Annotated in this window: 23 protein-coding genes; 19 read left to right on the top strand and 4 right to left on the bottom strand. The window is 50.6% G+C overall.

The annotated features are described in order from the left end of the window. Positions 1-124: 124 nt before the first annotated feature. The 15 genes from GCWU000341_RS12540 (at position 125) to GCWU000341_RS13870 (ending at position 15,027) form a co-directional block, all read left to right on the top strand. The gene (locus tag GCWU000341_RS12540; protein WP_009214046.1) at positions 125-562 is read left to right on the top strand and encodes a hypothetical protein; all 438 of its coding nucleotides are present in this window, start codon (positions 125-127) and stop codon (positions 560-562) included. Next, entirely contained in the window at positions 546-1,010 is a 465-nt protein-coding gene (locus GCWU000341_RS02095) for a CPBP family intramembrane glutamic endopeptidase (protein WP_009214047.1), read from the top strand. Before GCWU000341_RS12540 ends, GCWU000341_RS02095 begins: the two co-directional genes overlap by 17 nt. A gap of 123 nt (positions 1,011-1,133) precedes the next feature. Next, the gene (gene pap, locus GCWU000341_RS02100) at positions 1,134-2,627 is read left to right on the top strand and encodes a polyphosphate:AMP phosphotransferase (protein WP_009214048.1); all 1,494 of its coding nucleotides are present in this window, start codon (positions 1,134-1,136) and stop codon (positions 2,625-2,627) included. A gap of 422 nt (positions 2,628-3,049) precedes the next feature. Beyond that, entirely contained in the window at positions 3,050-4,342 is a 1,293-nt protein-coding gene (locus GCWU000341_RS02105; protein ID WP_040653268.1) for an L-cysteine desulfidase family protein, read from the top strand. Positions 4,343-4,356: 14 nt separating this feature from the next. Then, on the top strand, positions 4,357-5,559 hold the full coding sequence (locus GCWU000341_RS02110) for an ABC transporter substrate-binding protein (RefSeq protein WP_040652915.1): 1,203 nt from the start codon (positions 4,357-4,359) through the stop codon (positions 5,557-5,559). A 78-nt stretch (positions 5,560-5,637) separates the two neighbouring features. After that, positions 5,638-6,516, top strand: coding sequence for a branched-chain amino acid ABC transporter permease (locus tag GCWU000341_RS02115; protein ID WP_009214052.1), 879 nt, complete (start codon positions 5,638-5,640; stop codon positions 6,514-6,516). Positions 6,517-6,531: 15 nt separating this feature from the next. After that, on the top strand, positions 6,532-7,557 hold the full coding sequence (locus GCWU000341_RS02120) for a branched-chain amino acid ABC transporter permease (protein ID WP_196794784.1): 1,026 nt from the start codon (positions 6,532-6,534) through the stop codon (positions 7,555-7,557). A gap of 41 nt (positions 7,558-7,598) precedes the next feature. Further along, the gene (locus GCWU000341_RS02125; protein WP_009214054.1) at positions 7,599-8,387 is read left to right on the top strand and encodes an ABC transporter ATP-binding protein; all 789 of its coding nucleotides are present in this window, start codon (positions 7,599-7,601) and stop codon (positions 8,385-8,387) included. Beyond that, entirely contained in the window at positions 8,371-9,081 is a 711-nt protein-coding gene (locus GCWU000341_RS02130; RefSeq protein WP_009214055.1) for an ABC transporter ATP-binding protein, read from the top strand. Before GCWU000341_RS02125 ends, GCWU000341_RS02130 begins: the two co-directional genes overlap by 17 nt. A 162-nt stretch (positions 9,082-9,243) precedes the next feature. Beyond that, positions 9,244-10,233: a dihydroxyacetone kinase subunit DhaK gene (gene dhaK / locus GCWU000341_RS02135; protein WP_009214056.1), complete on the top strand. Its 990-nt coding sequence runs from the start codon at positions 9,244-9,246 to the stop codon at positions 10,231-10,233. 13 nt (positions 10,234-10,246) lie between these two features. Next, positions 10,247-10,900: a dihydroxyacetone kinase subunit DhaL gene (gene dhaL, locus GCWU000341_RS02140; RefSeq protein ID WP_009214057.1), complete on the top strand. Its 654-nt coding sequence runs from the start codon at positions 10,247-10,249 to the stop codon at positions 10,898-10,900. 33 nt (positions 10,901-10,933) lie between these two features. Next, positions 10,934-12,085 (top strand): uroporphyrinogen decarboxylase family protein, encoded by a 1,152-nt coding sequence (locus tag GCWU000341_RS02145; protein ID WP_009214058.1) that lies wholly within the window; start codon positions 10,934-10,936, stop codon positions 12,083-12,085. Continuing rightward, positions 12,082-13,092, top strand: a complete 1,011-nt coding sequence (locus GCWU000341_RS02150) for a uroporphyrinogen decarboxylase family protein (RefSeq protein WP_009214059.1) — start codon at positions 12,082-12,084, stop codon at positions 13,090-13,092. Before GCWU000341_RS02145 ends, GCWU000341_RS02150 begins: the two co-directional genes overlap by 4 nt. Before the next feature lie 116 nt (positions 13,093-13,208). Then, a complete protein-coding gene (locus GCWU000341_RS02155) occupies positions 13,209-14,846 on the top strand; it encodes a sigma 54-interacting transcriptional regulator (protein ID WP_040652916.1) in 1,638 nt (545 codons plus the stop codon). Between the two features lie 34 nt (positions 14,847-14,880). Then, positions 14,881-15,027, top strand: coding sequence for a hypothetical protein (locus GCWU000341_RS13870; RefSeq protein ID WP_242651612.1), 147 nt, complete (start codon positions 14,881-14,883; stop codon positions 15,025-15,027). 166 nt (positions 15,028-15,193) lie between these two features. On the opposite strand, the gene GCWU000341_RS13705 is transcribed toward GCWU000341_RS13870, so the two are convergent. Then, the gene (locus tag GCWU000341_RS13705; RefSeq protein ID WP_009214061.1) at positions 15,194-15,646 is read right to left on the bottom strand and encodes a hypothetical protein; all 453 of its coding nucleotides are present in this window, start codon (positions 15,644-15,646) and stop codon (positions 15,194-15,196) included. Between the two features lie 284 nt (positions 15,647-15,930). Here GCWU000341_RS13705 and GCWU000341_RS02170 point away from each other — a divergent pair, with 284 nt between their 5' ends. Both GCWU000341_RS02170 and GCWU000341_RS02175 read left to right on the top strand, forming a co-directional pair. Next, complete coding sequence (locus tag GCWU000341_RS02170) at positions 15,931-16,545, top strand: DUF6088 family protein (protein ID WP_009214062.1); 615 nt, start codon at positions 15,931-15,933, stop codon at positions 16,543-16,545. After that, a complete protein-coding gene (locus GCWU000341_RS02175; RefSeq protein ID WP_009214063.1) occupies positions 16,542-17,126 on the top strand; it encodes a nucleotidyl transferase AbiEii/AbiGii toxin family protein in 585 nt (194 codons plus the stop codon). Before GCWU000341_RS02170 ends, GCWU000341_RS02175 begins: the two co-directional genes overlap by 4 nt. Here the strand turns inward: GCWU000341_RS02175 and GCWU000341_RS02180 are convergent. Then, entirely contained in the window at positions 17,097-17,513 is a 417-nt protein-coding gene (locus tag GCWU000341_RS02180) for a pyridoxamine 5'-phosphate oxidase family protein (RefSeq protein ID WP_040652918.1), read from the bottom strand. The two genes, GCWU000341_RS02175 and GCWU000341_RS02180, sit on opposite strands and share 30 nt — an antisense overlap. A 90-nt stretch (positions 17,514-17,603) precedes the next feature. Between GCWU000341_RS02180 and GCWU000341_RS02185 the strand changes: the two genes are divergently transcribed. Both GCWU000341_RS02185 and GCWU000341_RS02195 read left to right on the top strand, forming a co-directional pair. Next, on the top strand, positions 17,604-18,563 hold the full coding sequence (locus tag GCWU000341_RS02185; protein WP_040652919.1) for a helix-turn-helix transcriptional regulator: 960 nt from the start codon (positions 17,604-17,606) through the stop codon (positions 18,561-18,563). A gap of 1,019 nt (positions 18,564-19,582) precedes the next feature. Beyond that, positions 19,583-20,047, top strand: a complete 465-nt coding sequence (locus tag GCWU000341_RS02195) for a hypothetical protein (RefSeq protein WP_040652922.1) — start codon at positions 19,583-19,585, stop codon at positions 20,045-20,047. A 21-nt stretch (positions 20,048-20,068) separates the two neighbouring features. Here the strand turns inward: GCWU000341_RS02195 and GCWU000341_RS02200 are convergent, their stop codons facing one another. Both GCWU000341_RS02200 and GCWU000341_RS02205 read right to left on the bottom strand, forming a co-directional pair. Further along, the gene (locus GCWU000341_RS02200; RefSeq protein ID WP_009214070.1) at positions 20,069-20,485 is read right to left on the bottom strand and encodes a putative toxin-antitoxin system toxin component, PIN family; all 417 of its coding nucleotides are present in this window, start codon (positions 20,483-20,485) and stop codon (positions 20,069-20,071) included. A gap of 3 nt (positions 20,486-20,488) precedes the next feature. After that, positions 20,489-20,782: a type II toxin-antitoxin system RelB/DinJ family antitoxin gene (locus GCWU000341_RS02205; protein ID WP_040652923.1), complete on the bottom strand. Its 294-nt coding sequence runs from the start codon at positions 20,780-20,782 to the stop codon at positions 20,489-20,491. Between the last annotated feature and the right edge of the window lie 391 nt (positions 20,783-21,173).

The following is a 21,173-nucleotide window of genomic DNA, read 5'->3' on the forward strand; positions in this document are numbered from 1 at the left end:
AAATACGCCGCGAAAATGCTGCTAAAGCAGCGGAAAATGGATGGGAACGATGCGGCAGAGCGAAAAAGATGCGGAATAGGACAGAACATGCTACTATAAGGAAAGCGAAAGCAGGAGGGATGTCATGGAAAGGAATTCTGTCAGTTTTTCGGAACACGCGATGAGGCCGTACTTTACAAAGCTTATGATCGCGCTTTTTGTCTATGAGCTCACATTTCAGTTCGGCGCGGGCTTTGTCTCTCTTTTGGGGACGGATCTCTTTCGGAATATGTATTTTGCGATGATACTCTCCGGCGTAACGGCTCTGCTCTTTGCCTTTTTGATCCTGGGCTTTCAGCCGCATCCCGTCCCCCTGGAGCGCTTCCGCATCCGGACCATCGTCTACTACAGCTTTCTCTTCTATGGAGTGCAGCTTCTGACTATGATTCTGGATTTTCCGATAGAGGGGATTCTCAAGGCGATGGGCTTCAGTCTGGAGGCTGCGAGGGAGGCCGCGTCCGGGGGGGGATGTCGGGGACATCTGGCAATGGGTCTACTCCATCCTTATGGCCCCTCTCTTTGAGGAGCTTCTTTTCCGGGGACTTTTCTTCGGATATCTGAGGCGCTATGGGAGGCTGTTTGCGATCCTGATGAGCGCGCTCTTCTTCGCGCTCATGCATGCCAATGTCTTTCAATTTTTTCTGGCGCTTTTTCTCGGCATCGTTCTCGCCGATATCAGAGACCGCTATGGGATTCACTGCTCGATTCTTCTCCACCTCATCAATAACCTCTTCGCGATTTTAGCGAACCATTTTTCGGAGGAGGGATTTCTCAGTATCCTCTATCCCCTCGTCCTGCTCATCGGTGCGGTGGTGCTCATCGTCAGTCTGGTCCGAAGCTTTGCCCCCTTTCTCCGGGAGCTGAAAGCCGAGCAGAGCTTCCACTGCTGCATCAGCCGTTTTTTTACCACAATCCCGGTCGATCTCATGATTTTGGTCTTTCTGGGACTCGCCGCTCTGAATCTAAACTGACAGATCCTAAACTGACAGGCCCTTATTATTTCAGGGGCCGAAATCCAAAGGTCCAAGGAGAAGCCCGGCGCGGGATGTACCTTTTCCCGCCGGGAAGGAACAGAAGAGAAAGGAGGCCGCCACTTGCTGGAAAAAGTAAATCTTGAGGAAAAGCTCTCCAAGGAAGTTTACCGCGCGGAGATCGAGAGGCTTAAGAGGGCGCTCACCGCGCTGGATGCGCCGCTTCGTGCGGCCGGGCTCCCCGTCATTATCCTCTTTGAGGGATGGAGCAGCGCGGGAAAGGGACTCATGATTCAGAAGCTCATCCAGAATTTCGATCCCCGCTGGTTCACGGTTGTGAATACGCAGCCTCCCACGGAGACAGAGCTCCGCTATCCCATGCTCTGGCGCCACTGGCAGACGATTCCGGAGGAGGGACAGCTCTCGATTATGGACCGCTCCTGGTATCAGGAGGTATCGACGCTCCGGCTGAAAAACGGGATCCCGGAGGAGAAAAACCGCGCGCACATGGACGACATTCTCCGCTTTGAACGGACGCTTACGGACAATGGCTATCTCATCCTGAAGTTTTTCCTCCACCTCCCAAAAGAGGAGATGGAAAAGCGTCTTACCAAGCTCGCCGAAAATCCGGATACCTCCTGGAGGGTGTCGAAAGCGGACTGGAAGCGGGTGCATCATTACCGCAGGTACCAAAAATGCTATGATCTCATGCTGGAGTACACAAACTCCGCTTCCGCCCCCTGGCATATCTTTTCCGGAGTGGACAGGAGGGCGGCGACTGTCGGGATTTTCCGCGCACTGCTCTCCTCCGTACAGGAAAAGCTCGCGAGGCTTCCCGGGGAGAGGGCGGCGCGGAAGATCTCGGCGGAGCATATCGATGCGGGAGATTATCGCTTTATCCCGATGCCCGCCCTTTCTGAAACCGATCTCTCCGTAAAGCTGGACGAAGCGGAGTACAGAGCATCCCTGAAAAGGGAGCAAAAGCGTCTCTCGGAAAATCACAACCGCCTCTATCTGCACAGGATTCCGCTCCTCATCGCCTATGAGGGCTGGGATGCCGCGGGGAAGGGAGGGAATATCAAGCGCCTTTCCGCCGCGCTGGATCCGAGGGGCTATATCGTCCATCCGATCGCGAGCCCCTCTCCCGAGGAAAAAAAGCGCCACTTTCTCTGGCGCTTCTGGAAGAGGCTTCCGAAGGACGGACACATCGCGATCTTTGACCGGAGCTGGTACGGAAGAGTCCTCGTGGAGCGGATCGAGGGCTTCTGCGAGACAGCGGACTGGCAGAGGGCTTACCGGGAGATCAATGATTTCGAGTGCGGGCTCTGGCAGTGGGGAGCGGTGATCGTGAAATTCTGGATCCATATCTCCAATGAGGAGCAGCTTCGGAGATTTGAGGCCCGGGAGAGGGTACCGGAAAAGCAGTGGAAGATCACGGATGAGGACTGGAGGAACCGGGAGAAGTGGCCGGGATATGAGAGCGCAGTGGATGAGATGCTCCGCTATACCTCCACGGACTTTGCCCCCTGGCATATCCTATCCGGAAATGATAAGTACTATGCGAGAGTGCAGGCCCTTCGGGCCGTCAATGAGGCGATCGAGAAGAGGCTTGGCTGAAGCGGGGAAACGCTGAGACTGCTTCCCTCTTTATGAAGCAGGTCCGGTTCCGTCCGGAAACGGAGGGAAAGCGGACCGGATCCGTATCCGTGTTTTCAGGCGAAGAAGAAATGTCGGAAATTCCTTGGCGGAAGCTCCGGCATTTTTCTTTTTTTTCAATAGATTAAGAGGAAGCGGCTGCCTTGTTTAGGAAAAAATTTTCGCAAAACAGCGGATTTCACCGGAGGAATTCCTCCTTGTCTCAAATTGACACATTCCATGCGGATTATTTATTGCAGATCCACCAGCTTTGTGCAAATAAAACTATTATTGTATATTTAAAACGCGAGAAATGCATTATTTTAACAAAAATTATTGAAAGAGTATGCCCGGAATCCTATAATGATGACATCAAAACAGAGGGGATTGAGGAGGAAAAAGGAGTGTCCGAAAGAGAAGAGAAAGCATTTTGCGATATTTTGGCCTTCGAACTGAAGAAGGCGCTCGGCTGCACAGAGCCGATTGCCATCGCATATACCGCTTCCGTCGCGAGAAGAGCTCTCGGAAGGCTTCCGGATCAGGCCCTGGTGAGATGCAGCGGGAATGTGATAAAGAACGCCAAAAGCGTATATGTCCCCATGGGGGGAAGGCTGAAGGGGATTGAGGCAGCGTGTCTGCTCGGGGCGGTCGGAGGAAATCCGGACGATAAGCTCGAGGTGCTCCGGGGGATCCAGCAGGAAGACATCGATCTTGCAAAGGAGCTGATCCGAAGAAAAATCTGTCTTGTGGAACAGCTGGATAGCTCAGAAAAGCTTCACATTATCGTCAGTCTCAAGAGCGGGGACGATACCGCGGAAGCCTGCGTGCGCCACACGCATACCGGACTGTATCGGCTCAGTAAAAATGGAGAAGTCATCTTCGATCGGGAAACGGGAGCCGAGGGGGAGGAGAAGGAGCCGGAGTATCGGGAGCTGGATCTGGAGTCGATTCTCCGCTTTTCGGAGGAGATCGATTTTGAGAAGTCCATGTATGGGAAAAGGATCAGGGAGCTCATCGAGGAGCAGATCCGCTGCAATACGGCGATTTCGGAGGAAGGGCTGAGACGAAGCTATGGCGCTGGAATCGGCAGGGCGCTCTTCAGGAACAATGCAGAGGATGTCAAGCTCCGGGCAAGGGCAATGGCGGCCGCGGGATCGGATGCCAGGATGAATGGCTGCGATCTTCCGGTGGTAATCAATTCGGGGAGCGGAAATCAGGGAATCACCGTCTCTCTTCCGCTCATAGAATACAGCAGATATTTAAAGCTTTCCCACGAAAAGCTGCTGCGGGCTTTACTGCTCAGTAATCTCACGGCGATTTATCAAAAGCATGAGATCGGGCGTCTCTCCGCATACTGCGGTGTCGTGAATGCGGCAGCCGGAGCGGGTGCGGGAATCAGCTATCTTCGAGGCGGCGGGCTGCGGGAGATCGAAAATACCATCATCAATACTCTGGAAAATATCTCGGGAATCGTATGCGACGGCGCGGGGGAATCCTGTGCGGCGAAGATTGCAAGCAGCATCGATGCGGCCATTATGGGAAGCGATATGGCTATGGAAGGAATCCGCTTCTCCCGCGATGACGGAATGGTCAAGGATAACTTCCGGAAGACACTGGACGGAGTGGTAAAGCTTGCAAAGGAAGGAATGAGGGAAACGGATCAGGTAATTCTGGATATCATGATCCATGAAACATGATTAAGGAGGTGTGTATGAAAAGAAATGCTATGGCAGTGTCGATGCTGCTGCTTGCGGCGATGCTCTTTAATGCGGCGTGCAGTGCCGGAAGCGGGGCAGGGACGACGGCGGCAAAAAATGAGAGCGGCTCCCAGAGTGCAGCGGAAAACAGCGGCATGGACAGCGCTCATCCGATTAAAGTCGCCGTGGCAGCGCCGATGACAGGCGATAATTCGGAATACGGCATCGGCTTTGCCAATGCCGCCAAGCTCATGGCGAAGAAGTGGAATGAGAATGGCGGCTGCCTGGGGAGAGAGGTTCAGATCGTCGAGTATGATGATAAGAACAGCTCCGAGGAGGCGACGACGATCGCACAGAAGATCGTCTCGGAAAAGGATGAGATTGCGGGGGTGATCGGACATTTTTCATCGGGCGTATGTATGACGGCGGCGCCGATCTATGAGGAAAACCATGTGATTGAGATTTCCCCGTCCGCCTCGCATCCGGATTATTCCTCGATCGGAGATTATATCTTCCGAAACAATACCGTCATCTCGAAGGAGGGCGGTGCCAGTGTGGATATCGCGGTCAATGACCTCGGAAAGAAGAAAATCGGCATAATTTCCATTATGACGGACTGGGGGACCAATACCTCCGGCATCATCAAGGGAATCCTCGAGGGGATGAAGGATAAGGGAGTAGAGCTTGTTGCGCACGAGGAGGTCATGGAGGGCTCCGACGACTATTCCGCGGCGATTGCAAAGCTCAATGACGCGGGAGCGGAAGCTGTGATCTGCTGCGGCATGTACAATCTGGTGGCACCGGTGGCAAAGCAGTACAAAAGGGTGAATCCGGACATCGCCATCATCGCCTTTTCCAATGCATACAGCACGCAGCTTCTGGAGCTGGGAGGGGATGCCGTCAATGGGGTCTGCTTCCCGGTCATCTTCTTCGCGGATTCGGAGGAGCAGAGCATAAAGGACTATGTCGACGCGTATACAAAAGCCTACGGCGCGGCGCCGTCGGCCCTTAGCTCCCAGGCCTATGATTCCGTGGGGATGCTGCTCACAGCCATTCAAAACGTCGGTGATACGGATTCCGAAAAGGTAAAGGATGAGCTCTATAAGCTGGATTACCACGGCGTCACGGGGGATACCAGGTTTGACAAGACCGGTGATGTCGACAAGGCCTTTGTGAAGGTGACGATCAAGGACGGAAAGTTTGTCAAGATGGACTGATGTCGGAAAGAGAAGGAAGCTTGAGGGAGGCGGCTGGCAGGAAATCTGTCTTAATTCAATACAGGAGAGGGGGTAATTATGCTGCTTCAGCAGATTTTCAACGGCCTGGCGCTCGGCATGGGCTACGCATTGATTGCGGTCGGCTACTCGCTGGTATTCGGGATCCTGAGGCTGGTTAATTTTTCACATGGCTCGGTATATGCCTTCGGGGCGGAGATCGCGATGGTTTTTATCGTGAGTATGCGGCTTGGAATCATCCCGGGAATTCTTCTTAGCATGCTCTTTACCGGGATACTGGGGATTTTGATCGATAAGGCGGCGCTGGAGCCGCTCCGGAAGAAGGGCTCGCCTCCGATTGCCTCCCTCATCACGACCATCGGGATCTCCAATATCGTGACGAATCTGCTGATTATCTTTCTGGGCTCCGAAAAGAGAAATTTCCCGAATTTTTTCGGGCACAGCGGGATTCACCTTTTGGGAGGGACGGTCTCTATGACGCAGATTATGATGTGCGTCATCTCCGTGATCCTGATGCTGATTCTGGTTTTTATCGTATTTCGGACGAAGATCGGGCTTGCCATGAGAGCCAGTCAGCAGAATGCCAAGGCAGCGCGGATGATGGGGATCGACGTAAACTTTGTCATCCGCTTTACCTTCTTTCTCGCGGGTGTCTCCGCGGCGCTGGCGGGCGTCCTGATCGCAGGCTACTACGAGATTGTCTACCCGAATATGGGCTTCATGGCGGGGCTCAAGGCATTTTCCGCCGCTGTGCTGGGAGGGATCGGAAGTCTCCCGGGAGCCATCCTGGGAGGACTGATCATCGGAAATGCGGAGAGCATGGCAGTCATGTTTCTGGGTTCGACCTACCGGGATTCTGTGGCATTCATTATTTTGATCCTGGTGCTGATTCTTCGGCCGAATGGTTTATTCGGAAGAAAGGGAATCACCAAGGTATAGGACAGGAGAATGCAGATGGATAAAACAGGGAAAAAATGGAAATTGTCTTCGTTTGAGAGCTTTGCGTGGAGGAATGCGAAGCTGCTCTGGATCATCTTGACCGTCTTCCTTCTTATGCTGCCGTTTGTATTCCGGAATCCGTATTTTCTTACGGTAGTCGCGAAGATCGGCTGCTACATTATACTGGGCCTTGGGCTGAATCTGCTGACGGGATATACGGGCCTGGTCTCCCTGGGACACGCGGGCTTTGTGGCTATCGGCGCGTATACCGCATCGCTTCTTTCCGTGAAGGCGGGATGCCCGTTTTTCCCGTCGATGCTTGCGGGGATGCTCGCGGCGGCATTGATCGGCGCGCTGATGGGCCTTCCGACCCTGCGCGTGACGGGCACCTACTTATCTATCATCACTCTGGGCTTTGGTGAGATCGTGAAGATGGTGCTGATGAACTGGCAGAGCGTGACGAATGGAACGCTGGGGGTCAAGAATATCCCAAAGCCGCAGATTTTCGGATGGAAGCTCACGACAGCGAATCACGGGATGTATTTCCTGATACTGTTTATGATTGTTCTGATATCGCTGTTTTGCCGCTCCCTCATGCGGTCAAAAACAGGAAGGGCGCTTCGGGCGATCCGGGAGGATGAGATGGCGAGCACAATGATGGGGATTCCCGTCACAGCATATAAGATCCTGGCATTCGTCCTCTCCGCTGTGATCTGTGCGCTCGGCGGCGCCCTCTATGCCTCCTTGATCGGATATATCGATCCCAATACCTTTAATTTCGATGTATCCACGCTGATACTCAGCATCGTGATTCTCGGAGGTATGGGGACATTGCGGGGGATCTATGTCGGAGCGATCGTCCTGATCGCGTTTCCGGAGCTGTCCCGAAGTCTGATGAAATACCGATTTGTGCTCTACGGCGCCATCCTTGTCCTGATGATGCGCTTTCGCCCGTCCGGGATCCTGGGCTGGAGGTCTTCCCTGCCGTATCGATTGTCTGGAAATGTGAAAAAGAAGCTTAGGAAGGAAGCAGACGCATAGGAAGCTGCAGCAGGAAATCCGGCTGCGCGGATGGGGGCAAAATGGATAGAGAGGATCTGTTGCTGGAGGTAGAGGAAATTACGAAGCGCTTCGGCGGCATCGTTGCAGTAGAGAATGTCAGCTTCCGGGTCAAAAGAGGGGAAGTCGTCAGCATTATCGGGCCAAACGGCGCGGGGAAAACCACGGTATTCAATATGCTCACGGGAGTGTATAAGACGGATCACGGGAGGATTCTCTTTGAGGGGAAGGAAATCCAGCGCCGCGAGCCGGGAGAGATCGTAAAGCGGGGGATTTCCAGGACCTTCCAGAATATCCGCCTCTTTCCGGATATGAGGGTGATCGAAAATGTGCTTGTGGGAGCGCATATCAAAACGGGCTACAGCTTTCTCTCCTCGATCTTTCGGAGCAGGGCATTCCGGGAAGAAGAGGATGCCATTACGCTCCGGGCGCTGAAAATCCTGAAGGAGGTCGGACTCTATGAGAGGCGGGACGACTATGCCTCAAACCTGCCGTATGGGGACCAGCGTAAGCTGGAGATTGCGAGAGCGATCGCGACGGGGGCGAAGCTGATCCTTTTGGATGAGCCGGCCGCCGGCATGAATCCGCAGGAGTCCTCCGAGCTGATGGAGTTCATCCGGCTCCTGAAGGGGCGGGGATATACGGTTCTTATGATAGAACACGATATGAGCGTCGTGATGAAGATCTCCGACAGAATCTATGTCATTGATCACGGGAAGCCGATCGCGGAGGGGCTGCCGGAGGAGATCGCCCGAAATCAGAGAGTCATCAATGTCTATCTCGGAGGATCACAGAATGCTGTTGAAAATTGAGGACCTGCATACGAACTACGGAGCGATTCATGCCCTGAAAGGAGTCGCTTTGGAAGTGAATGAGGGAGAGATTGTCTGTCTGATCGGAAGCAACGGCGCGGGGAAAACCACGCTTGTGAACTCGATCATGGGGATCGTGAAGCCTGCGGCCGGAAAGATTATTTTCGACGGAAGGGATATCAGCCGCGTGCCGACCTATTCCATGACAAAGGCGGGTATCGGGATCTCTCCGGAGGGGAGAGAGGTTTTCCCGGAGCTCTCCGTGGAGGAAAATCTGAGGATCGGTGCGTTTGTCGTAAGGGAGCAAAGGCAGATTAAGGAGTCGAGAGAGCGGGTCTATGAACTGTTCCCCCGCTTAAGGGAAAGGAGGCAGCAGCAGGCCGGAACCCTTTCCGGAGGAGAGCAGCAGATGCTCGCGGTGGGGAGGGCGCTGATGTCCAATCCGAGACTGATCCTCCTGGATGAACCTTCGCTCGGACTTGCGCCGAATTTTGTGGAAATGATCTTTGCCATGATTCGAAAAATCAATGCGCAGGGGGTGACGGTGCTTCTGATCGAGCAGAACGCAAATATGGCTTTACAGGTATCGAGCCGGGCGTATGTGCTGGAGAACGGCATCGTCAGTATGTCGGGAAAGGCCTCGGAGATCGCCGGAAACCCGCTGGTCAAGAAAGCCTACCTCGGTATGGCGTGATTTTGAGAAATCCTGCCGAGAGAATGAAGTGTCATATGGAAAAGGATGAAACAGAGCTGTTGGCGTTGAGAGAATCGGCACTTTCCAAGCTCACGAGATGACAGACGGGGAATTTATAGAAGAGAATAGGGAATAGGGAATAAAACAGAGAAAGGATCGTTTATGAAGAAGATCATGAACAAGCCGACAGAGGTGGTAGGGGATGCGCTGATGGGGCTTCAGATGGCATATCCGGATGCCCTGAGCTATATACCGAAGCTGGAGGTGATCTGCCGAAAGGAGAAAAAGATCGATAAGGTGGCGCTCATATCCGGAGGAGGCGCGGGGCATGAGCCGCTGCACGCGGGCTATGTGGGAAAGGGAATGCTGGATGCGGCGGTCTCGGGAAATGTGTTTTCCTCCCCGAGCCCGGATCGGATCGGCACTGCCCTGAGAGAGGTATCCTGCGGGAAGGGTGTGCTGATGGTGATCAAGAACTATTCCGGCGATATCATGAACTTCGGGATGGCCGCGGATCTCGCAAAGCTGGATGGGATCGAGACGAGTCAGGTCATCGTGAAGGATGACGCAGCGGTTCCGGACCGGGAGGAGGGAACCGGAAGGAGGGGGATCGCGGGAACCGTCTTTGTGCATAAAATCGCAGGGGCCAGGGCAGAGCAGGGAGCAAGCCTTGAGGAGGTCAGGGCTTCGGCAGAGAAGGCGGTTCGGAACATCAGAACCATGGGCGTCGCCATGACACCCTGTATTCTTCCGGCGGTCGGAAAGCCGGGCTTTCAGATTGCGGAGGACGAGATCGAGATCGGGATGGGAATCCACGGTGAGCAGGGAGTAGAGAGCAGCAAGATCAAGACGGCGAAGGAGATCGCAGAGATTTTGCTGGATAAAATCATGGCGGACTACGACTACTCCGGCGCGGAGGCGGCGGTCCTCATTAACGGACTGGGCGGCACTCCGCTGATGGAGCTCTATATCTTAAATATGGAAGTACAGAAGCTTTTAAAGGAGAGAGAGATAAAGGCATACCGCACTCTCGTCGGGAATTACTGCACATCCATCGATATGACGGGCGCATCGATTACGCTGATGAAGCTGGATGAAGAGCTGAAGGCTCTTTTGGACGCGCCGTGTGATACGCCGGCATGGAAGATTTAAGGAGGAGGAAGCTATGGACTTTTCACTTAGGTCCCGGGATTACGTGGAATATATCAAAAGAGCGTATGAGCTGATCCATTCCAGGGGAGACTATATCACAGAGCTTGACAGCGCGACCGGGGACGGGGATCATTGGACGAACCTCAACATGGGCTTTGAGAGTCTGGTGCAGCAGGCAGAGAGGCTGGAGGAGATGGAGCTTTCAGAGCAGTTCCGGGAGATCGGGCGGATTATGATGTCGGTGATCGGAGGCTCCTCCGGGATACTCTATGGGAGTGCTTATATCGCGGCGTCCAAGACACTGGAGGGAAAGGAGAAGATCGGGGAGGAGACGCTGTATGAGGTTCTGCTTTCGATGCGGGATGCGATTATTTCGCGGGGGCAGGCGAAGGAGGGAGATAAAACGATGATCGACAGCCTGGCCCCGGCGGTAAAGAAATATAAGGAATGCCTGGATCGGCAGGAAGATGCGGAGCTCCTCTGTGAGAAGGTGAAGAAGGCAGCGGAGGAGGGCGCCGAAAATACGAAAAAGATGGAGGCAGTCAGGGGGAGAGCGAGCTATCAGGCGGACAGAGGGCTTGGACATCTGGACCCGGGGGCAGTGACGATGTCCTATCAGCTTGTGACTTTAATGGATTTTGCCGCGGAGAAATCGAGAGAGAAATAGGAGCTTTGCGGCCAGCAGGATGGGAGAAAAGCTGTGGGAGAGAGGGAGGACAAGAGGAAACTTCTTAGGGATGCCATGGACAATAAGGAGACTTATCGGGTGCCCATGGGATTCTGGCATCACTTCGTACTGGGGAAGGATCAATTCCGCGGGCTGGAGGATCCGGCGATCATAGAGAGGATCATAGAAGGACATAAGAGATATTTTGAGGAAGTTGAGCCGGACATGATGAAGTTTATGAGCGAGGGCTTCATGGGCTATCCCCCGGTCATGGACAATGCTCTAAGGACGGGTGAGGATCTCCTCAGGATCAGAAGCATCGGGCCGGATCATCCCTGGATCACGGAGCAAATAAAGTATGTGAAGCGCCTGCAGGAGCTCTTCGGGGATAAGGTGATGACCTTTTATAATATCTTCGCGCCGCTTCAGGTCATCCGCATCCGCCTGGATTTTTACGATAAGGACTATGAGCGTTTCGCAGCTCTCGCGGAGAGCTTCCCGGAGGAGCTGCATGCGGCGGGGATGGAGATTCAGAAGGATATCAAGCTTCTTGTCTCCCGGCTCCTCACGGAGACCGGACTGGACGGGATATACTACTGCGTACAGAATATACAGAGTAAGCGCTATACGAGGGAGATGTATGAGCGCATCGTCCGTCCGACGGAGATAGAGGTCCTGGAGTCTGCGAATCAATTCAGCGACTACAACATTCTCCATATCTGCGGCTATTCGCATCATACGAATCAGCTTTGCTTTTATCAGGACTATGAGGCGAAGGCATATAACTGGGCGACCTTTACCGAAGGAATTTCCATCGAGGAGGGGCGGAAGCTGTTCCCGGGGAAATGTGTCTTGGGGGGCTTTGACAATAATCCCGAGACGCTGATCGATTCGGGAAGCCGGGAAGAGATCTGTGCCTTTGTGAATCGGCTGATCCGCGAGAACGGGCACAGAGGCTATATCATGGGGGCGGACTGTTCCATCCCGAATGAGATTAAGGACGGGAGAATTCACTGGATCGCGAGGCAGCTCCAGGAAAAGGAGAATCGAATCGGAAAAGGGGCCACAGAATCAAAGAAGGAGAAGAGAAGCAAAAGGGAGAACGGAATCAAAGAGGGGAACAGAATCAATGAGGAGAACAGAACCAATGAGGAGAACAGAACCAATGAGGAGAAGAGAATATGACGGATGATCGCAGAAAGGTAATTGACGCATTTTTGAATAATGAGGAGGAGAGCAGAGTCCCGGTCGCCTTTTGGCATCATTTCGTTTCGTTTCACGATCATTACAGCGGCGCGGACGAGGAGATATACCGGACTGTGCTGAGAGAGCAGAAGAAATTCGCGGATGAGGTAAAGCCGGATCTCCTTAAGATCATGTCGGACGGCTTCTTCGGGCATCCCTCCGTCTGCCGTAAAACGATCCGCACTACAGAGGATCTCGCTGAGCTTGGCCCGGTGGGGGCGGAGCATCCTTGGATCACGAAGCAGGTGGAATATGTAAAGGAAATCTGCGATTACTGCGGAAACGATGTCTATAAATACTACAACATTTTTTCACCGCTTCAGTATATCCGCCTCCGCTTTGAGGAATACGATGAGGATTTCCGGAAGTTTGTCCGGCTCTTCCACGAGAGCCCGGAAACGATGGTGAAGGCCGCAAAATGCATCGCTTCGGACACGAAATGCCTTGTGAAGCGCCTTTTTGAGGAGACCTCCGTCGATGGAATTTATTACAGTGTGCAGTGCGTGCAAGATAAGCTGATGACACACGAGGGGCATCGGAAGCTGGTGGAGCCCCTGGATCTGGATGTGCTTCAGTATATCAACCGCTTTTCGGACAGGACGATCCTGCATATCTGCGGTTATGGAAAGTATACGAATCATCTGAGCTGGTACAAGGATTACCCGGTAAAAGCATATAATTGGGCGGTGTATTCCGAGGGAATCGGACTCGCGGAGGGAAAGAAGCTCCTGAATGAGAAGCCGGTGCTGGGAGGCTTCGACAACGCGGAGGGAAGCATACTGTATACGGGAAGTGAGGAGGAGCTTCGCGTGGAGATCCGGCGCATCTTGGATGAGGCGGGAACGAAAGGAGTGGCGATCGGCGCCGACTGCACGATTTCGTCCGAGGTGACAGCGGAGAGGCTGGAGCTGATCCGAAGACTGGTGTCGGAATATCATAAATCATAAGTGTGAAGGACCGGGCCGCTTGGAAGAGCGGCCTTTTGGGAAGGCTTGCCGCCCCGGCGCTCTACGGAGCCTGCCGGAGCGGCAGGCTGTTTGCGTTATCGCGGCGGGAGGGTAGGATGGGATATGCAGGAGAGCTCAGGACGGAATTCGATGATTTTGCGAGGGCAATCTCAGACGTGGTTTCCACCGATGTCATCATTACGGACAAGAGTATGAGAATTATCGGGAGCGCCTTTCAGTACTTCTCGCTCTATCAGGACATCAAGGTCGGCTCCCTGATCGGGGAGGTGCTGTACAATGGAAAGGACCTTCTGGTAGAGCATAAAAGGGAGAAGAAGAGCTGCCGTCTCTGCGCGGAGTACGCAAAATGCAAGATGGAGGCGTTCATCGGCGTGCCGATCCGGGACCGGATCCGCACGATCGGCGTCATCGCCCTGATTCTGCCCAAGGACAAGGGGAGGGAGCTCTTTAGGAAGCGGGATTCCACCGTGACATTCATGCACAGTATGGCGGAGCTGATCGCCTCCAAGATACACAGCAGTCAAAGATCGAAAATCATGGAAGAGAAAAATGCGGAGCTCAGGGGCATACTGGATGCCAACCCGATCGCCAATGTCTATACCGATTGCTTCGGGACGATTCTCTTCGTCAATGAAGCCTTCAAGAGGCTGTTCTTTGTCACGGAGGAGCTGCTGGGCTCTCATATACAGGAGCTTTTTCCCTATGATTACATAAGGAGGATCTTTCAAAAACGAGAGCTGAAGCCGGAAATGCTCAAGGCGGCGGCAGAGCGCAATCAGTTTTACGGAATCATCAATGTGGAACCGATTCATGATGAGCTGGGAATGACGACGGTTCTATTCTCCTTTCGGAGATACGGTGAAATTCAGTCGGAATCCGCACAGTTTGACTTTGCAAACGGAAGCTGTGTGACCTTTGACTTCCTGGAGGAGATCTGCACAGCGGAGCTCCTGGAGGAGGCCGCACGCTTTGCGAGGAGCGAGGAAAGGCTTTTATATATCAATACGGACGACAATGAAATCAATGAGATGCTCGCGAAGGCGATGCACAATGAATCCGCGCAGAAGCTGAAGGATTTTTTCATCATGCACAGCTCCAGCCTTTACCGGGACTATCTTTCGGAGTATCTCTTCGGGGAGAATGGACTCTTGAAAAATATGGAGGATGGGACACTGGTGATCCATCACCCGGAGAGGATGCAGCTGTATTATCAGAAAAAACTGGCGAGATACATAGCTTCTCTCCAAAAGCAGAAGGACGCGGCAGGGAGCCTGAGAATCATACTGTGTACCGAGCGGGACCTTGGCGAGTATCTTGAGGACGGGCGCTTTGAGCGGGAGCTCTATGAGATGATGCAGAAGAACCGGATTTCACCGGGGAAAACACTGCATTCCGATTCTGAGCTTTTTAAAAGATATACCCGCAGCATGACAGAGTATTATCAGAAGCTCTATAAGATAGAGCAGAGGGGAGAGAACTATTTCGAGCCGGTACAGATGGAATATATGAGGATGGGGGTGAACGAGTTAAATCTGCAGATTGAGAGGGCGGTGACGGAGGGAGGGCTGCGGGAGGAGAAGAAAAGCGGGGAAATTTCCCTGAAAGAGTATGAGCAGAACCGAATCCGGGAAATGCTCAATATCGGGAAGACACAAAAGGAAATATGCAGGGCGCTCGCCATATCCCGGAGCACACTGAACCGACGGCTGGGAAGGATGAGGGAGCTGCGCTGAGGAGCCGGAAGCCCACTTCCATGAGAATCCGAATATCAAGTGTCCCGTTGGCAGGAACATTCATCCGGCTATGGACGAAAAGCTGCGGCGGGTACAGGATGCGATGGAAGATGAACTGCGTCATATCACGATCGCCGATGTCGCTTCGGATATCAAAAGGGAAGTCGGCTCCGCCGATTGATGGAAGATCGGGCGCAGGACAAAACGGATGACGACAGCCCGCTTTTGCAATAAAAGAACTGCCGCAGATGGGTGCGAAGTATGTCATCCACGTTTTTAAGGACGAGGATAAAAAATACTATGAAGAGCTTGTACAATGAAATGCCGAACGGCTATCTGGAGAGCATTCAGAAGGGACTCGCCGCAGTAAGATGCTTCAGCAGACATAAGTCGATCGGGACGGGAACAAAGGAAGAAAATATCGCAAGGCTGAAACTCTGTACGATGCCGCAGCGGGCAAGTGCGGCACGGCAGACTGCACTGGTGTATTGGCTTTCGCGTTCACTGTGAAGGATTGCTTTTTCGATACCGGGGAATGCCTTATGTGCGTTCTCTGCAGAGCGAATCCACGTTGATTCCGAGCTCCTTGGCGCTTTGCTGAAGCCGATCACCCGACCGAGCTTTACGGCCTGGACTTTAAACTCTTTGTCGTAAACTTTTTTCTGTGCCAAATTGACCGGGATCTGATCATCACCGCCCAGCGAGAAGCGCTGCAAACCCTTCGCTGTATCCTCTCCAATATCGAGTATCGCTTCTACAGGGCTTACGGTATGGAGGTTTAGGACAAACGCACAGTCCATGGAGAATACCCGTATCGCCTGATCCCCAGTGATTGCAAACCCAGTGCGTGCCTGATGAATGACTGGATCTGCTTGTCGAGCGCGTAAAATGTCCCGAATAATATGCAATATTTGGGGCAAATAATATGCTGCCTTTGATGTGGACTCACCCTTTGATGCGGTCTCAGTTTTGAGAATTTGATTAAAACTCTGCTTCCAGGAAATACTACAAGTAAGGATTGTAAACCCTATTGAAAAGTGTCCCGAATAATATATAATATTCGGGACAAAAGGAGGCGAGCATAGTGGCAAACGGATTCTCAGAACAGATACAAAATAGAATTGGAAATGCAGTCGATGGCACAATTTTTGTGAACTCCGATTTTGCGGATATTGCTGACCAGGAAACGGTCAGACGAACGCTGAACAGATTAACACAGGCTGGTATGCTTCGCAGGATACTAAAAGGAGTCTATGAAAAACCGAAGTACAGCGAGTTGCTCGATGAATACGTAGCGGCTGACCCGGACGCAGTCGCAAAAGCATTGGCGCGAAGCTACCATTGGACCATCGTTCCGTGTGGGAATACGGCCCTGAACCTTTTGGGGCTCTCCACACAGGTAACGGCGGTCTGGTTCTATATCAGCGACGGCCCGTATAAGATCTATGAGTGGAGCTTCACAAAGTTGGAATTTAAGCATAGGACCAACAAGGAAATCACCGGTCTGTCTTACATGACGAGTTTGGTGATCCAAGCGCTGAAAACTTTGGGAAGGACCAATGTGACGCCGGAGATCATACAGACGCTTTCTGAAAAGTTGTCCGATGACGAAAAGCGAGCCTGTCTGAAAGAGGCGACGGAATCTACGAATTGGGTTTACGATACGATACGGAAGATGTGTGGAGGTGACCCACAATGAGAAATGTGGCACGATTGCCGGAAAGTGACCGGCGCGAACTCTTCCGAAATACAGCAGATAAGATGGGCTTGAATGATGCCATCGTAGAAAAAGATTTTTGGGTATGCTTTACGCTGGATTATCTGTTCCAACGCTGCCCCTGGAAAGACGCTATTACCTTCAAAGGCGGCACCAGCATTTCCAAGGCATTCAACTTGATCAGCCGTTTTTCCGAAGATATTGACCTGATTTTGGATTGGCGGGTGTTGGGATACGGTAAGGATGAGCCATGGGAAAAGCGTTCCAACACAAAGCAGGATGCGTTCAACAAAGACGCCAATGTGCGGGCAGAAGTTTTTCTTGCAGAGCAGTTTTGCCCCACCATTCAGGCAGAACTTTCTCAGGAGCTTGGCTGTGAAGCAAATATCTACATAGACGAAAAGGACAAACAGACCGTTATCTTTGCCTATCCGCACCTGTTCACTAATCCTGCTACCTTGCAGGTCATTCGTTTGGAGATCGGTGTGCTGGCCGCCGCGGTAGAAGATGCGGCAGCCCCCAATTGCTTTTCCTCACAGCTTTATTGTTCTGATATGCTCTAAATCCAGTGTGACAACGGCTGTGTCAAATTTGATTTCATAGAGAACAAGAGATTTTCCCGCGGCATCTATCGTGTTTTGATAGTCCGGGATCTTTTCGACGAATTTTTCCGCAAGGTCGAAAATCGTCCTCCTGCTTTTCGCCGCAATGCCCTTTGCTTTAACGTGTTCATTCCCGCCATGCGGGATCGTGGAAAACGCGATTCTCTCGTTCGCGGCGATCTCTTTCACCTTGTCATTCCCCTTGTAAGTTGCGAAATAGAGGATATTGCTGTCCGGGGAGAAATAGAAATTGACAATTCTCACGTTTGGGACATTGTCAACAGAAGTGGCCAATGCCATCTCTGCTTGTACCGCCATAATCCTTAAAAACTCCGCCTTTGTTTTCATATACGGATCTCCTTTCCTTTTTTGAATTATCTGCATTATAATGGATAAAGGTGTCAATTTGTGATACCTTTTATGCAAGGAGGCGATTTTGTGAGAAAGTCAGAACGCTTGAATGATCTGCTGCTCTACCTCAGTGGAAAAAATACATTCCATTTGAAAGACATTATGGAACGGTATGGCGTTTCCAGAAGTTCGGCAATTCGCGATATACGATCTTTGGAGCAGATCGGTATGCCAATCTATTCGCAGGCGGGAAGAAACGGTGCGTATAAAATACTTCCGAATCGCTTGCTTTCCCCTATTATTTTTACCGTTGACGAAGTGTATTCGCTCTATTTTTCCATGCTGACATTAAAGGCATACCAGTCGACCCCTTTCCATTTGAGCCTGGAAAGACTGAAATCAAAATTTGAAAGCTGCCTATCTCAAACACAGATAACGGCCTTGCAAAGAATGGAGCAGGTTTTTCGCTTAGGCGCGGTTTATCATTCAAACGAAAGCCGCTATCTCAAAGAAATTCTGCAATATGTCATTGAAGAACGTCCTTGCCGGATCGAATATGGGAAGCAGGCTTTGAAAAAATATAGTGTTCAATTCTTTGATATTTCCTCCGCTTATGGGCAATGGTATGGAACGGCATATAACTTTGAAACACAGAAAATTCAAGTGTTTCGCTGTGATAAAATACAAGCTGTCGGGCCTTCCATACAGTTCAGGGGAAAGAAATTATCAGAATTTCAGAAGCCAGCGGATGAATTGTACAAGGGAAAAGATGCTGTCGAGTTTGAAGTACGTATATCGGAAAAAGGGCTTGATCTGTTTTATAAAGAGCACTATCCATCCATGCGGCTTTGCACAGAGGAAAATCAATATTTCATTCGCGGCTTTTATAATCGCGGAGAGGAAAAATTCATCGCGGACTATTTTATTCACTTTTCTCTTTCGGTTCTGTCGGTGAAGCCGGAAGCCTTGCGGGAGAATATTTCAAAGAGATTAAACGAATTATCAAGATATTATCTGTCTGAGCTCCCCACAGCGAAAGGAGGCTGAAGCCTTTCCAAGTATCTTCTCGATGGTTTAAGAAGCGGAAGAATCGTTGATGAGAGACATGGAGCCTGGATTCCCACAATACATAACTATGTGGATTGAGAGTTGCTTCATCTCCTGTGCTGCCAGCAGCGGCTCCACGCCGAGATCGCGATATATTTGTTCCTGCTTAGGTGCTGCTTCCGTTTCTTTATTTGCTCGAAAATGTTGTAATTCCTTTTGCTTTGCGATAATATAAAAACGAAAGGAGGTTTTGCGATGGATCTATATTAGGAATTAGCTGCCCTTCGCTGTTTTTCGCATAGTGACATGGTAAAGCTTACCGGTTCGGAGAGCGCAGCTATATGGCATATAAAGGCTTATTAAAAAACTTATATCGAACGGGTACGGCGCGATCTTTATGTTGTCATCAGTATGGAAACGGAGCGGTCGATCCCGAACCGTTTTCAGGTCGCTTCGCATATAACTGAAGATTCCTTCGTGTCGCATTACAGTGCATTTGAGTTTTATGGATATGCCAATCAGGCGTTCTATGATGTATATTTTTCTACAGAGAAGGAAGTGCGGTCATTCGATTACGATGGCCCGAACTACCAGCCTGTATTGTGGCGTGGGAATAATAGTATCAGAATAATAGTATCATGGAGATGAATAACGGAGTGCGTGTTACATCACTTGAAAGAACAGTAATAGAGACAGCATAGCGGACTTTACAAGAATTGGCGGTTTAGAGGAATTGCTGCGATGCATTGCGCTTATACCTTCCCTTGATGAAGCAAAGCTGCTCGAAGCATTGGGGACATATGGACGGGGGCAGCTTTATTAGAAAGTCGGGTATATCCTTGAGACATACAAGGATGTATTGTCTTTATCGGAGATGTTTTTCTCAGAATGCATGGAACACTCGTCTGCCAGCAAAACCTATCTGTTCGATAAGCAGGATGATTTTGTGTTTCACCGAAAATGGCTTTTGTATGCGCCGAACGATCTGAAGAAACTTGTTGATAAGGGGATGAATGACTATGATGCAATTTGACCGTACGAATGAGAATGGATGGGCAAGGCCTTTATCAAAGAAAGGATGCTCTCCTGATAACACAGCCTGTGAAGGGCTTGTAATGAAAGAATATACGAATGAGCGAAATGATATTGTTAGGAAAAGATATGAAGAGGCTTTTAGCTATCTTAATGGAAGAGATATATTGCTTTTGAATCCTCAAAAAGCATTTTTGATATTTGAAGAACTTGCTGACGAGGGATTTGTATGGGCTAGTTTTTGTTGTGGACTTATGTTATGTATGGGAATTGGAACAAAAAAGAATACTGAAAAGGGTAAAGATATTTTGAAGTCCCAAGAGAAATTGCTTGGATATACAACAGAAATTGTGATGGAAAAACACGGACTGTTTAAGGAATTAACCCTGGAAGAAAAATTAAAGTGTATAAATTACTGGAAAAATAACAGTGAAATAAGGCATGTATTTTGATAGGGGAGTGCGGACATCTTTTTAGTTATTTTCGTTTAGGATATCAAGCAGTTCACGAGGTGTTACAACAAATGGTTCCCTCGGGAAATGCTTAATATTGCCTGTGACGAGATATGTGTTATCTTCACGCTTTTCGAGTACTACTTCGTAAAAAGGCAGATCTTTCATATCCGGCAGTATGATACCTGATGGTGATGGGTCGACCAATATACCGTATTTCTCTACGGCGGAGAGTAAGTATTCGATTGTGTTTCCAGAGAATCCAAATTTCTTACGGGATAGGACTTCCCTGTATTCTTTTGTGATTACATTGCTGTAAACAGGAATAATTTCACCGCCGATTACTTTACGTACAAGCTGAACGGTGGCTGTATTATCCTTGCTTGAGAGCAATGCAGAAACGAGTACATTTGTATCAATGACTGCGCAGCAGATCATCCCTTATACCTCGGCACGCGCACGATCAATTTCCTTGTTGATATCATCAAGACTCATATCAGAAACGCCGTTTTCTTTAGCCTGTGCCCGCAGGGTATTGAATGCTTGCATTGCGCCTTCTCTGGTGATATCAGTTTCAGGAGATGATATTTCAAAAGGTATTCTGCGCTGTCTGACAACAGCTCTGGCGAATACATTAATTGCTGTGCTGGCATTCATGCCAAAGTCCTGACATAAGCCATCAAATTGTTTTTTTAATGTTTCGTCCATGCGGACGCTGAAGGTTGCTTGCGCCATAATCATGCCTCCTTTGCATTTTTCTATAATATAGGATAAAAGGTGCAAAAAGTCAATGAATAGAACCTGATGGGTGCTAATTGTCTTGAATTTACAAAATAAAATTTCTCTCTTGTCATAGGAGGAATCTGGATCCCGGAGCCTGTAGTTTCAAAGATTCTGTCCACATTAGGTGTCGTTGGGACTCTTTATCCTGGCGGAATTGCCTTTGATTATAACTATGTGGCAGCAGGGATTGGAACATTGGCACCTGGAATGAGTATCTTTTTTCCGGCGGTTAGAAATATTAGGTGGCAATAAGGATGAAAAGAAGCACACTAGCAAGGCTCATTGCCAGTGCAGCAGTTGTCGTGCTGTTAGGGTTGTACTTTTTGAAAATTCTTCCCGTAAT

The organism is Oribacterium sp. oral taxon 078 str. F0262 (genome assembly GCF_000160135.1).
Classification (GTDB): domain Bacteria; phylum Bacillota; class Clostridia; order Lachnospirales; family Lachnospiraceae; genus Oribacterium.